Source organism: Desulfobacter sp. (genome assembly GCF_050177295.1).
Genome location: NZ_JBFXHE010000002.1, coordinates 14,800 through 28,246 on the forward strand (window position 1 = coordinate 14,800; position 13,447 = coordinate 28,246).

General features: G+C 47.6%; 11 protein-coding genes. 6 read left to right on the forward strand and 5 right to left on the reverse strand.

The genetic code is table 11. The features are described from left to right. The first annotated feature begins 61 nt into the window (after positions 1–61). Genes serS through AB7U36_RS00370 form a run of 4 tightly spaced genes read left to right on the forward strand, consistent with a single transcriptional unit; the run spans position 62 to position 4,874 of the window. Entirely contained in the window at positions 62–1,342 is a 1,281-nt protein-coding gene (serS, locus tag AB7U36_RS00355; protein ID WP_428157813.1) for a serine--tRNA ligase, read from the forward strand. Continuing rightward, positions 1,332–2,825 carry a threonine synthase gene (gene thrC / locus AB7U36_RS00360; RefSeq protein WP_428157852.1) on the forward strand — a complete coding sequence of 498 codons (1,494 nt, stop codon included), beginning with the start codon at positions 1,332–1,334 and terminating at the stop codon, positions 2,823–2,825. Before serS ends, thrC begins: the two co-directional genes overlap by 11 nt. A 3-nt stretch (positions 2,826–2,828) precedes the next feature. Continuing rightward, positions 2,829–4,106, forward strand: coding sequence for a hypothetical protein (locus AB7U36_RS00365; RefSeq protein ID WP_428157814.1), 1,278 nt, complete (start codon positions 2,829–2,831; stop codon positions 4,104–4,106). Positions 4,107–4,118: 12 nt separating this feature from the next. Next, a complete protein-coding gene (locus tag AB7U36_RS00370; RefSeq protein WP_428157815.1) occupies positions 4,119–4,874 on the forward strand; it encodes a tetratricopeptide repeat protein in 756 nt (251 codons plus the stop codon). A gap of 4 nt (positions 4,875–4,878) precedes the next feature. Here AB7U36_RS00370 and AB7U36_RS00375 read toward each other — a convergent pair whose 3' ends face one another. From AB7U36_RS00375 to pilM, 5 genes are read right to left on the reverse strand one after another with little or no spacing between them, the layout of a single operon-like run. Further along, complete coding sequence (locus tag AB7U36_RS00375) at positions 4,879–7,185, reverse strand: type IV pilus secretin PilQ (RefSeq protein WP_428157816.1); 2,307 nt, start codon at positions 7,183–7,185, stop codon at positions 4,879–4,881. A 1-nt stretch (position 7,186) separates the two neighbouring features. Continuing rightward, a complete protein-coding gene (locus AB7U36_RS00380; RefSeq protein ID WP_428157853.1) occupies positions 7,187–7,837 on the reverse strand; it encodes a pilus assembly protein PilP in 651 nt (216 codons plus the stop codon). Between the two features lie 39 nt (positions 7,838–7,876). After that, on the reverse strand, positions 7,877–8,548 hold the full coding sequence (locus AB7U36_RS00385) for a type 4a pilus biogenesis protein PilO (RefSeq protein WP_428157817.1): 672 nt from the start codon (positions 8,546–8,548) through the stop codon (positions 7,877–7,879). Beyond that, complete coding sequence (locus AB7U36_RS00390) at positions 8,548–9,150, reverse strand: PilN domain-containing protein (protein WP_428157818.1); 603 nt, start codon at positions 9,148–9,150, stop codon at positions 8,548–8,550. Before AB7U36_RS00390 ends, AB7U36_RS00385 begins: the two co-directional genes overlap by 1 nt. Further along, complete coding sequence (gene pilM / locus AB7U36_RS00395) at positions 9,147–10,199, reverse strand: type IV pilus biogenesis protein PilM (RefSeq protein ID WP_428157819.1); 1,053 nt, start codon at positions 10,197–10,199, stop codon at positions 9,147–9,149. Before pilM ends, AB7U36_RS00390 begins: the two co-directional genes overlap by 4 nt. Positions 10,200–10,326: 127 nt before the next feature. Between pilM and AB7U36_RS00400 the strand changes: the two genes are divergently transcribed. Beyond that, entirely contained in the window at positions 10,327–11,760 is a 1,434-nt protein-coding gene (locus AB7U36_RS00400; RefSeq protein ID WP_428157820.1) for a two-component system sensor histidine kinase NtrB, read from the forward strand. 33 nt (positions 11,761–11,793) lie between these two features. Beyond that, positions 11,794–13,185, forward strand: a complete 1,392-nt coding sequence (locus AB7U36_RS00405) for a sigma-54-dependent transcriptional regulator (RefSeq protein ID WP_428157821.1) — start codon at positions 11,794–11,796, stop codon at positions 13,183–13,185. The last annotated feature ends 262 nt before the right edge of the window (positions 13,186–13,447 follow it).

Genomic DNA, 13,447 nt, shown 5'->3' on the forward strand with positions numbered 1-13,447 from the left:
TATAAAAATATTATAATCAGTCACCTTTCAACCCTATAATCATGCAGGACAAAAATCAAAAATGCTTGATATCAAATTGATTAAGAATGACCTGGACATAGTTGTTCAGGGCATGAAAAAACGCAGGGCGAACATTGATTTTTCCCCGTTTCTTCAAAATGAGGAAAAAAGAAAGGCACTTTTAATTGATATTGAAGAGTTACGCCATCTAAGAAATACTGTTTCCGATGAAATTGCCAAAATGAAGAAATCCGGACAGGACGCCCAGCCAAGCATAAATAAAATGAAAGGCGTTTCTGAACAAATTAAGGAAATGGACAAAGCACTCAATGATCTGGAGATCTGGATCAAGGAATTCCTTATTCATCTTCCCAATCTGCCCCATGAAGATGTTCCCATGGGAAAGGATGACACCGAAAACCGGCTTGAAAAGACCTGGGGAACACCCCGGTCCTTTGATTTTCAGATCAAGGATCATGCTGACATTGCCGAAGCCTTAGGCATTCTCAATCTTGGGTGTGCAGCAAAGCTTGCCGGGGCCAGATTTCCTTTGTATCTGGGCGCAGGTGCGCGCCTGGAAAGGGCTTTAATCAACTTCATGCTGGATATTCACATCACAGAGCACGGGTATAAGGAAGTTTTACCGCCGTTTGTCGTAAACAGGGAAACCATGACCGGCACGGGTCAGCTGCCTAAATTTAAAGAAGATCTTTTTAAGCTTGAAGGCTGGGATTACTACCTGATTCCCACATCAGAGGTGCCCATGACCAACATCCCGGCCGGAGAAATCCTGGATGAGTCCAGGCTGCCCATGAAATTCACGGCATTTACCCCCTGTTTCAGGTCCGAAGCAGGCTCCTACGGCAAAGACACCAAAGGACTGATTCGCCAGCACCAGTTCAACAAAGTGGAAATGGTGAAAATCACCTCTCCGGATACTTCATTTGATGAGCTTGAATCATTGCTGACCAATGCGGAAGACATTCTCCAGCGCCTGGAACTGCCCTACCAGGTGGTCACCTTGTGCACCGGGGACTTGGGATTTTCCGCCACTAAAACCTATGACCTTGAAGTGTGGATGCCCGGCCAGGATAAATACAGAGAGATTTCCTCATGTTCAAACTGCCTTGATTTCCAGGCCAGGCGGGCAAACATCCGGTTCAGGCGGGAAAACGCCAAAAAGCCGGAGTTCTGCCACACCCTGAACGGATCAGGTCTGGCCGTGGGAAGAACCTTTGCTGCAATTCTTGAAAACTATCAGATGGAAGACGGAACCGTCAGGGTGCCCAAGGCACTGGTACCGTATATGGGAGGTATAGAAATAATTGACTATGAATCTTAATCTGTTTCCTGGGGATATCAGGCCGCATATCATTCCCTTGCCCAGGGGGGAAATGTACTATAAATGCCTTGGCTGCGGCGCTGAATACGGCATTGAAAAACTTTTATACGTGTGCCCGGCCTGCAACCAGGTATTGCTGATCCATGACCGGAACAAAGATCAGCTCAACGCCATTCCAGGCGAAACCTGGCAGAGAATCTTTGATTACCGGAAAATTCTTAAGATCCCGGCACTTAAAGGGATTTACCGGTACCACGAATTCATCGGCCCCAGCATCCCCCTTGGGTCCATTATTTATCTGGGTGAAGGGCACACGCCGGTGGTGGAGGCCAACGCCGGGCTCCAGGAAAAAACCGGGTTAAAGTTCTACTACAAAAACGACGGTCAGAACCCTTCGGCTTCATTCAAAGACAGGGGCATGGCCTCTGCCCTGTCCAGCATAAAATATCTCATTGACCAGGGAGTTGTATCCGAGGTGATTTCGATATGTGCATCCACCGGTGATACCTCGGCATCGGCAGCCCTTTATGCCTCCTATCTGGGATCCAAAGTCAAATCCGCCGTGCTTCTGCCCCATAAAAAGGTCACCTCTGCCCAGCTGGCCCAGCCTTTGGGAAGCGGTGCCAGGGTTTTTGAAATCCCAGGGGTTTTTGACGACTGCATGAAAATTGTGGAGCACCTGTCCTCAAGCTATCCTGTGGTATTGCTCAACTCCAAAAACGCCTGGCGTATCCTGGGACAGGAGTCCTACTCATATGAAATTGCCCAGGACTTTGACTGGGATATGGATAAAAAAGTGGTCATGGTTCCCATTGGCAATGCCGGCAATATTTCAGCGATCATGAACGGATTCCTGAAATTTTACAACACCGGCATCATCCATACACTGCCAAAGATTATCGGGGTTCAGTCCGAACATGCAGACCCGGTGTACAGATATTATCTGGAACCCGATGAGAGCAAACGTAAATTTACGCCGGTCCAGACCCAGCCAAGTGTGGCCCAGGCAGCCATGATCGGGAATCCCGTATCCATGCCAAGGGTAATCCGGATCGCCCGGGAATATGATGCAGCCAGCGGCCACAGAAATGTTTTTGTGGTCCAGGTAAAAGAACAGCAGATCATGGACTGGCAGCTTACAGCCAACCAGAACGGCCATATCACCTGCACCCAGGGGGGTGAGTGCCTTGCCGGGATGGTCCGGGCAAAGGCATTAGATCTCGTGAATGACAGCGAAACCGTGATTCTGGATGCCACGGCCCATGCCATTAAATTTTCCGGTTTCCAGGATCTTTATTTTAAAGGCGAACTGGCCGAGGCATACGGTATTTCATCTGACAGCCGGTTTATTAATTTACCGGATTTTATTTCCCCGGATGACCCCGAATTGATTCCGTCCCAGGAAAAACCCCTTGGGTCATCCCAGTTCCAGGAATTCGTAAAGGATGTATCAGGAAAAATCGCCACCCGTCTAGGGCTTTGATTTATGTCTTTTTTCCGGGCCATCATAATACGATGCGGTGTTATCCCGGTAATACTGGTTTCACTCACCCCTTGCGCCTCTTTTTCAGCAATGGGGGTGAAAACCAGTTTTAAGAAGTATTCCCTTTTCATTTACGATAATCGGATTTACCTGTGCGAGCCTTACCTGGTCCAAAAAGATGAATGGCTGTATAAAATTTTCCGCCGGAAAGGAGAAATATCCACATCGGATTTCCCGCTCTTTTTAAACATATTTAAAGCCATTAATCCGCAACTTGACAAAATCGATGCCATTTCTCCCGGCAGCCGGATTCTGATTCCCCTGAAGCAGGTGGATAAAAATGCTTACGAACAGGACAGCAACAGCACTGTGGCTGTGCCGGTGCTGGCGTTCTCCACAGAGATTAACCCGGCCACTGTATCCCGGCACACCCACAAACACAGGCTCAAACCCGGGGACACCATATCTGAACTGCTTTCCGAAAAAAAACGAACAGCCCCCCATGCAGCAAAACCTGTTTCCATGGCGGATTTGGCATATCTAAAACGCTATACCCAGCTTATCCGGGGCCGCCTCATGCACCAGGGAAAACTGTTTTTCCCGTCCGGAAGCCACGGCGGCGAGCCGAAATTTATTGACTTGTCAAAAACACCCGTCATCAGTGACTCTGCAGGAAAAAAAAACGTGCTGCTCGGACCCTATACCACTGAAGATTCCATGGATCCGGATCTTGTTGCCGCCATGAAAGCCTATTGGAAGGATCTGCAGTTTAAAAAAATCAGTGACGTCCTCAATGCCAGGGTACGGTTCAACACACCGACCATGAAAGATGTGCCAAAATTCCAGGAATCATTAATCCGGACTCTTCTGGCTGCCACACCCTATGCCTATGAGCACCAGGCCGTTTTCCCCTTATCCCTAAACAATGTACAGATGAAAGTCTCTTTAGGCAGAATCACCCATGCCCACACCTCTGATATTTTAATCAATCCGGGAAGCGTTTACGGCAGGGCACTTGACGTCTTAAAAACCCAGGGATACCGGATACTGGACCTGCCTTCGGATCTCACCTTTGAAGATATCTGTACCCGCCTTTTTTTCTGGCTCGGGTATCAGGTATGGAAAGACCCGTCATTCAATGCAGACCGGAAAGTAAAAAATATTCCGGGCGTTTACGCTGAAAAAGGGATGGAGAAGCTTTTTTTGACCAGGACCCCCCTTTTCAAAAGTGCCGCAACCTTTCTGGAGAATGAAAATATAGATGTGATTATGCTTAAATAAGGAGCAGGCCCGATGAAAACAAAACTGTATATCCTGGTTTGTATCTGTACTGTCATGGCATCCTGCACCCCAACGCTGCAGACCCAAAAACAGAACAAAATCGCCCAGGCCATCAAGAAGGAGGGCGATGTATTCCAGACCCAGGGGAACTATACGGCAGCATTGAGCAAACTGCTTGACGCAGAAAAGATCGCACCGGACGACCCATATATTCAAAACAGCCTGGGACTGGCCTATATGGGGAAAAAAAAAGATGATATGGCCATCCAGGCCTTTAATAAAGCCCTGGCGCTCAAACCCGATTACACCGAGGCCCTGAACAATCTTGGCGCAGCGTATCTTCGGGATGAAAAATGGGACATTGCCATAAAGACATTCAACAAGGTACTTGAAGATATCACCTACCCCACCCCCCATTACCCTTTGGCCAATATCGGGTGGGCGCAGATGGAACAGAACAATTACCCCCTGGCCCAGGAATATTTTCTTAACGCATTAAGGGAAGTGCCAGGATTCATTCCGGCTGTCCATGGTCTTGCCCAGCTATATATCCGAACCGGTCAGACAGACAGGGCCATGGCCTATCTGGATAAAAATATAAAAAGATACCCGGGCACTGTCATATTCCATGCAGACCTTGCCCAGGCATATGAAGCCTGCGGCCAGGTCCGCCAGGCCATTAAAGCCTGGCAGATGGTTATGCAGCTGGTCCCTGAAAATGCCAGCCTCTACCTCAGGGCAGAACAGCGTCTGTTTGACCTGCAGTAAAATACTATTGCACAATATGCCTTTTCTGCTCAAGCTGGACAATGGAAGGCGTCAGGAAAATAAGCAGTTCATTTCGATCGTCAACCTTGGCTTTTGAACTAAAAAGATAGCCTAACCCCGGAATGCCTTGCAGAAAAGGAATACCATCGCTGTCCTGGCTCCGGGTCGTCTTGACAACACCGCCAATGACAACCGTATCATTGTTATTCACCAGGAGCTCTGTCTCCGCCTCATTTGTCGCCAGGGTCGGTACACCATCGGAACTGATGCTGGCAACGTCATTTTTGGTCAACCGTACGGTCATGGAAATTCTGTTGTCCGGCGTAACATGGGGGGTTACTTCCAGCAACAGGTCAATGTCTTTATAGGCCACAGAAGACCCGCCTGAATCATCACGCTCCAGATAGGCATATTCCTGGCCCTGTTTGATCATTGCCTTTTTGTTATCCAGGGTCAGTATTCTGGGTGAAGATACGATCCGGACATCCCCTTGTTCCTCGGAGGCTTCCAGTTTGGCATTCAAAGCCGTAACGGAAGAGCCGAACAATCCGAAAAAGGAGAAATCACCGGAAACACCCACGGTTGATCCGTTAACAGACACAGAGTAATCATCAACAAAGCCCGATGTCACATCAGACGCATTGGACAGGTTCCACTTGACCCCGAAACTTCTGGAAAACTCCTTGGTTACCTCAACCACCTTGGCCTCAATCATAATCTGGGGCGTCACCTTGTCCAGGCGGTAGATCAGCTCATTGGCCTGGGCGATTTTGGCCTGGGTATCGGTAACAATCAGCATATTGGTACGGGTGTCCACTGAAATCTTGCCCCGGCCCGGGGTCAGAATCTGGGATACATGGGGTTCAATATCAGCCTTTGCATCTGAATAATTGACAGGAATATATTCGGTGACAAGGGGCTCCAGGGCCTTTTTCTGTTCCTCGGATTTCTGCCGGGCAGCAATGGCTTCCTGGCGTTCGTTTTCCTCCCTGGCAAGGGTTGCCGTGGTGGCAATGCGGATGACATTGCCTTCCATCTTTTTACCAAGGCTGTTCATTTTCAAAACAAGATCAAGGATCTGGTCCCAGGGTACGGGATCCTCCATGCTCATTGTCACTTTGCCCTGCACATCTTTATCAATGGCGAAGTTCACGCCCCCCACACTTTTCAATATCCTGAACACATTTTTAATATCTGTTTCATAAAAATCCAGTTTGATTTTTTCACCGGTGTAACGAACCGAGGAAGGATTCAACAAAGGATCCTGGTCCAGGGAAGCCTTCTTTTTCCGGGCCGTTGACTGCCCCTGATCCGGTTCTTTAAATCCGGTATGGGACTTTTGGCCGGAATCCGGACTTTTTTTGGCTTTTTCAAATTCAGGGGCAGAGACGGTAGATGCTTCAAAGGTCATATGAATGCCCTTGGTGGTTTGAACCACTTGGAACGGCACGTTTTTCCTGATCTTGATATCCACCAGCGTATCATTGGGATCTGCGGGATTTGGCAGAGGCATGACCTGTTCCACGGCAGAGTTGAAATAGCGGGTCACAAGGGGCCGCTGATGACGGCGGGGCACCATAGTGTTATACAATATCAGCCCCAGGGAATCATTTTTGTTCTGAACGGTTTCGTATCGAACCGGATGGTCCGTCTGAATCCGAATATCAGACTGGCCGAGCGTATTATTATCAAATTCAATATGGGTCAGGTGGGCCGTCGTTCCAGGGATGGGAACATCTTCGGGCAGCACCTCAGCCGCGTTCACCCCCTGCCCGGGTTCATCTGCCACAGGATCTGCCACAGCCGTCTGTTCAAAATCAGCCTGACTGCCTTTTAGAATGATACCCAAACGGTCCGGTTTTTCCTCCACAATATACGGCAGGTCCGCTTTAAGCAGGATATCCACCCTGACTGTTGTCTGGGCCTGATCAACAAATCCCACCTTTACACCGCTGATACGGGTGTCGGAAAAGGATCCGGCATCCACACCGGGGGCAAGACGGACATTGGACAGATAAACGCTCACGGCAAAGGGGAAAGACTGCTTAATGGCTGTATAATCATTCAAAGCCCCGGAACCCTGGATCCATACCTCAAACGCATCTGCTTTCCGGTTGACCCATATTTTATCAACCGTTCCGGACAAAGACGCAGAATTGTCCTGTGAGGTCCGGCTTTCCTGCACCCTGGCTGCACTTCCAGGTGCTCCGGTCTTTTGGGTTACACACCCTGCCGTAAAGGAAAGCAGCAGAACCGGCATGATAAGACATATAACAGAAAGTCTCACAGCAGACCGATAATTAACCATCATCTTATTCCCCATCCTCGCTTTTATGAAATTCAATCTCCTCATACCGCTTACGGAGCTTTCCGTTATAATCTTTCACTTTTTCTTCAATTTTAATGCCTTTCATGGTGACGGATGTGACCTTCCCGCTATTTGGCCCGATATAAGTACCAATGGAGACTTCATAGCCTTTACCGCTGGCTTCCTCCACCATGGCAATGGTCCTGCCCTTCATTTCAACAACCGCCACCAGCTTAATCTGGCTTAATTCCAGTTTTTCCAGGGGTGTCAATGTTCTCTCGGGCTTTGTATCCACAGATGAACCTGACCCGACAGGGGCGTTTTTTTCAGCAATCAAAGGAATGAAGGGATCCACCCGGTCCTTGCTGTCGTATTTTTCCATGGGCATGGAAATACCTGCTTTTTGCAAGGTATCTGCTTCATCACCGTGGTCCCCTGTATTATTGGCTTTCACAGAATCCCGGGCTGGTTTCAAATCAGATACCCATGCCTGTTTTTTCCCGGCATCCCCGGGAACAGCCTTTTCCGTTGCAAGCGGATTTGATTTGGAAATGGATTTGGAAACTACCAGGGGGTGTTTTGTCAGTTCTGGCCCAGGGGCCTGCTCCTCATTACAGCCTGATACAAACAGTAATGAAATCCCCAAACCGGCCACCCAACATATTTTAATTAATTTTTCCATCTCCGGCGCCTTCTACCTCTTTTTGCGTTTCTTCCTGTCTTTGTTGCCCGTATCCCCATCTTCCCTGGGTTCAACAAACATGTAGGTAACGGCCACGCATTTCATCTGGATTTTATTTCTGTCCCCAGCCTCTTTTCCGGCAACCTGGTCCATATTAATGGCCGACATATTGACAAGACGATTGAACCCTGCAACCCGGTAAAAAAATTCGGCCATCTGGTGGTAACGGCCCACAACCGTCATGGACACTGGGATTTCTGTGTAGGATGCGTTCTCCACCATGTTCTGGGGCGCGAATAACTGGACTTCAAGCCCGGCATCCCTTCCTGCCTTGGATATTTCATCCAGCAGCGACGGCAGTTCTCTTTTGTCCGGCAAGGCGGTCATGGCAATGTTAAACTGTTCCCGGACTTGGGCCATCTGGGCTTCCACCTTTTCAAGGATGCTGGCTTTGATCTTGTACGTTGACAAAATATTTTTCTGATTTTCCAGCTCTTCCCTGGCTGCCGTAAGGGTATCAAGCTTTGGGCCAAGCAGCAGAAAATAAAACCCGGCACCGATTAAACCCAATGAGCCCAGACAGATAAGCAGACGTTGAACTTTGGTCAACGCACCTACTTTTTTAAACAGGGCGTCCATCTTCCCACTTGTTTTCACTATGCTGTCTTTCTTTTTCCCGGCCATTATGTTTTCCCCTTTTGGGACTTCCCATCCATACCGGTCTCATCGGATGCGGGTTCGGGCAATATCTTTGTGCAGGATATTTCAAATTCCTTTAACCGAATATTATTGTCAAATTCCTTTGTCCTTGACAGCTTTAAATCTACGGCCCCAAACATCGGAGAATTTTCAAGATTTCTCATGAATTCCGCAATAGTCGGGTTATCAAAGGCAATCCCTTTTAAAGAAACGGTTTGGGCATCTGCGGCCACACTGGACAACCACATTTTTGTTTTTACAAGCCGCTGGGCCAATTGTTCCAATAAAATTTGCTGCTCATTCTTTCTTTTTTTCAGGGTCTCAACAATGGCCAGTTTATCTTCCAGAATCGCCAGATTTTTTTTAATCCGGGAAACCTTATCTGCCTCCTTCTTATACTTGAGACTTTCAGCCCTTACCTGGGTCACCTCATTCTGTGTCCGGGACAGTTCATTATTCAGTTGAACAGACACCCAAACCAGTGCCAGAATAATAAAAACAAGGGAAAGGAAAAATACAGATACCTGGCGGCGGATATTTTCCTTTTTCCTGGCAAGCCTGAACGGCAACAGATTGATTCGTATCATTTGTCATCCACCCGTCTCATGGCAAGCCCCAGTGCAATGGGGGCCAGGAGCTGGTACGCTTCCAGTTCGGCAAAGTCTTTAGCATCGCAGATCAGCCCGGCAAAGGGATTAATCTTTGACACCCTTACCTTCAACGCCGCAGTCAGTTTTTCAGCCAGCAGGTCTATGAACCCTCCCCCGCCGCTGACAACAATCTTTTCCACCCTGGCCTTGCCGGGACCGGATTCAAAGGCATAAACCACCTCGCAGATATCTGAACACCAGTTGCCGACAACCATGTCATATAGCTCTTCCAACGATTGCTCAGATTTCGGATAATCAACCTGCCCCATGATAATCTGCAATGCCTTTTCCCGGTCAATCCCAAGTTGTTCACTGACAACGGAGACCAGCTGGTAGCATCCGTTGGTCATATCCCGTATCATCATGGAATAGTTATTCTGAAGTATATTCACACTCGTTTTGGAAGCCCCCACATCAAGCAGCAGGGTTATACGCCCATGATCAACATCTGGAAGGATTTCATAAACATTTTGAAGGGCAAACGTATCCACGTCAATAATAACGGGGTTAAGGCCCGCCATGCGGATTAGCTCAACATATTCATCCACCAGATCCTGTTTTACCGCGACAAGAAGCACATTCATCTGTTCTGCAGAGTATTCGCTGTCTCCCAAGATCTGGTAATCGATATTGACATCATCTATATCGTAAGGAATATATTGCTCGGCTTCTGCCCGGATATTCCTATGCAGTTCCTCATCAGACACCTTTGATGTGCTGATGGTCTTGACAACCACGGAATGGCCGCTGGTGGAAAGCGCCACATTTTTTTCCTTAATTTTATGAGACTTAAACAAGAAGCGAATAATTTCGGCCAACCCCTCCATATCGGCAATCCTGCCTTCTTGAATCATGCCTTCAGGGACCTTTGCGATGCCGAATTTATGAAGTACCCGTCCTTTCTTGGTCGTCTTCAGTTCGGCCACTTTAACAAAGGCAGCCCCAATGTCTAGGCCTGCAAGATGATCTTTTTTTCCGAATTTCATACGCATCTGTCCTCAATTGTGGATGTCGCAAAGGGTCTGACTTAAGAATGCAGATATTTGTTGATATCCTATATTAATATGACTATATATTCAACGTCATAAAGTTAAGATATAAAAATGGATTAATGTGAAAAAAAAACAACAGAAAGAGGCTGGCAATTCCGGCACCCGGCCTTTTGTTCTAGTCAAAGCGTTCACTGTTTCAAGCCTTGTGGTCATGCTTACGGCCACCATTGTTATTGCCGCTTTGAATGCCCACTGGGTAAGAAAAATACTGCTTGAAAAAAGTAAAGAGTATAACCAACTATTAGTGGAAAACCTCAACCACCAGATATTTTTAAGATTTGTCTGGCCCGTGGTTTTCAAACATGGAGAGATAAAACTGCGGGAACCAAGCCAGTATCAGCTTCTTGATACGGTTGTCAAAAGCACCCTGCACAGTTTCCATGTGGAAATGGTCAATATCTACGCAACGGATAATGTGATTGCCTACAGTCTGGATAAAGTCCGAATCGGCAAAAAAAATGCCGGCGGGGTCCATTATGAAAAAGCCATGAAAAATGAGATCATCTCCAAGCTCGTTCAGCAGGGCAACTGGATTGAACTGACATTCTGGTTTCCCCAGGAGACAAAAATTGTCACCTTTGCCCCTTTGATACAGGAAGTTCAACTTACCCGGGAAAAGGACAGGATGGTCATCGGTGTTATTGAAATTATCAGGGATGTATCTGACGATTACCAGCAGGTATTTAAACTCCAGGGATTGATTGTAGCCAGTTGCGCCACCATCATGGGTATCCTTTTTCTTATTCTCAGATTTGTGGTGAAATATGGAGAAAATATTATTGAGCACAGGGCTGAAGAACGGCTTAAGCTGGAAGAAAAACTGCGTCAGGCAGAGCACCTGTCCGCAATCGGTGAGATGACCGCCGGTGTATCACACGAAATCCGCAATCCTTTGGGCATTATAAAAAGCTCTGCGCAGCTGATGCAGAAAAAGATGGCCAAACTGGACCCGTCCAACAGTATTCCGGGAATCATTGTTGAAGAATCCACCCGCTTAGACCGCATCATTACAGATTTCCTGGACTTTGCAAAACCTAAAATCGCAGACTTACGGCCCTGCTGCCTGGAAGATATCATAGAAAAAAACATCGCTTTTTTATCGTCTTCAGATGAACATAAACATATTAGGATCATCCGGGAGTACCAGGGCAACCTGCCGGACATTCTTGGTGATCCTGCCATGCTCTATCAGGCATTTTTAAATATTTTTCTAAATGCATTCCAGGCCATGGACCGGAAGGATGGGAGCATCACCATTGCCACATGGCATGAGCCCGGGTTTGTCCATGCCAGCTTCACAGATACAGGCCCGGGCATTGACGAAGATGTGCTGAAAAAAATCTGGACCCCCTTTTTCACAACCAAGGAAATGGGAACCGGTTTAGGTCTTGGTATCATTAAAAATATCATTCAGGCGCACAGGGGGGAGATCAACATAACCAATGCCGAACTCTGCGGGACCAGGGTGGAAATACGCCTGCCCTCAGCGCAGTAAAATATCCGGGAATTATACTGTCCAGGAGTTATCATGGAAAACATATTGATTGTAGATGACGAAAAACACTACCCAATGATTATAGGGGAAGTTCTGTCCGAAGAAGGGTATACCCCGTTCACCGCATCAAGCGGGATGGAGGCACTGGATATTCTAAATACCCAGCCCATTGACCTGGTCTTATCCGATGTCAAGATGCCGGGCATGTCCGGCATTGACCTCCTGGAAAAGGCCAAACAGATAAAACCGGATCTTCCGGTGATCATCATGACAGCATTCGGCAGTGTGGAAAAGGCGGTGGAAGCCATGCACAAGGGCGCCTACACCTTTATTTTAAAACCTTTTGAAAACGAAGCCCTCATTGCTCACATTGCCAAAGCCCTGTCCATGTCCAAAATTGTCCAGGAGAACACGCTTCTTAAGGATGCCATCCAATTCCGGTACCAATTTGACAACATCATCGGTAAAAGCAAACCCATGCAGGCACTGTACGAAATCATTAAAAAAGTGGCCCCGACCAGTGCCTCGGTGCTCGTTGAAGGGGAAAGCGGCACCGGCAAGGAACTTGTGGCCAAATCAATTCATTACAACAGCATGCGCAAAGATCATCCCCTGATTGCGGTGAACTGTTCTGCCTTTGCCGAATCTCTTTTGGAAAGCGAACTTTTCGGCCATGAAAAAGGAGCGTTCACCGGTGCGGCGGGGTTGAAAAAAGGCCGGTTTGAAATGGCTGATAAAGGCACGCTTTTCCTGGATGAAATCGGGGAGCTTCCCATGCCGCTTCAGGTGAAACTGTTACGGGTACTCCAGGAACGCACTTTGGAGCGGGTCGGCGGGACCGCAAGCCTGCCTGTGGACTTCAGACTCATTGCCGCTACCAACAAAATCCTGGAAGATGAAGTGAACAAAGGCAATTTTAGGGAAGACCTGTACTATCGTCTCAACGTGGTCAAAGCCAATATCCCCCCTTTGCGTGACAGACTGGAGGACATTCCTTTGCTTATTAACCATTTCATTGACAAATACACCCAGGGCCCGGAGACCGCAGGGGTTGTTACAGGCATTGACAAAGAAGCGATCCGGCGGCTGTGTGACTATGAGTGGAAAGGCAATGTCAGGGAGCTGGAAAATGTCATTGAAAGGGCCGTCATCCTGGCCCCTGGCAGCATGCTCACAGTTTCGGACCTGCCGGCCCAGATTCGCAATCCCAAATCCGGCACACTTCAACTTGACGGCATCCCTGATGGCGTAGGCCTTTCAGAAACCCTTGCCGCAGTAGAAAAAAGAATGATTCTGCGGGCAATGAAGATGGCCGGAAATGTCCAGACCCAAGCCGCACAGATCCTTGGCATCGGAAAAAGCGGATTAAACCAGAAACTAAAAAAATTCAATCTGGACAAGGAACTAAACCAGGATGGGAAATGATACCGGATCAGAGTTCAAAATTTTGAACCCTGGAGAAAGATCATTATTTCGAAATGACGCCCTCTTTTTCGAGAAAACAGGGTATTTAAAGTTCAAAATTTTGAACTCAATTGGATCATTACCACATAAGCAGTTATTGCAATTTTTATAACACAACAAAATATATGTTTGATTTTCAGTGGATTAGATATTTTATAAATTATTTTGAATCAAATGGCAGGAAATTTGCTTTTACCAATTATCACTAACCACGGTTAGTTTT

Excerpts from the sequence above, each read along its gene's own strand:
- AB7U36_RS00405 (WP_428157821.1), top strand. The coding sequence starts at position 11,794 with ATGGAAAACATATTGATTGTAGATGACGAAAAACACTACCCAATGATT.
- AB7U36_RS00365 (WP_428157814.1), top strand. The coding sequence starts at position 2,829 with ATGTCTTTTTTCCGGGCCATCATAATACGATGCGGTGTTATCCCGGTA.
- thrC (WP_428157852.1), top strand. The coding sequence starts at position 1,332 with ATGAATCTTAATCTGTTTCCTGGGGATATCAGGCCGCATATCATTCCC.
- serS (WP_428157813.1), top strand. The coding sequence starts at position 62 with ATGCTTGATATCAAATTGATTAAGAATGACCTGGACATAGTTGTTCAG.
- AB7U36_RS00385 (WP_428157817.1), bottom strand. The coding sequence starts at position 8,548 with ATGGCCGGGAAAAAGAAAGACAGCATAGTGAAAACAAGTGGGAAGATG.
- AB7U36_RS00375 (WP_428157816.1), bottom strand. The coding sequence starts at position 7,185 with ATGATGGTTAATTATCGGTCTGCTGTGAGACTTTCTGTTATATGTCTT.
- AB7U36_RS00370 (WP_428157815.1), top strand. The coding sequence starts at position 4,119 with ATGAAAACAAAACTGTATATCCTGGTTTGTATCTGTACTGTCATGGCA.
- pilM (WP_428157819.1), bottom strand. The coding sequence starts at position 10,199 with ATGAAATTCGGAAAAAAAGATCATCTTGCAGGCCTAGACATTGGGGCT.
- AB7U36_RS00390 (WP_428157818.1), bottom strand. The coding sequence starts at position 9,150 with ATGATACGAATCAATCTGTTGCCGTTCAGGCTTGCCAGGAAAAAGGAA.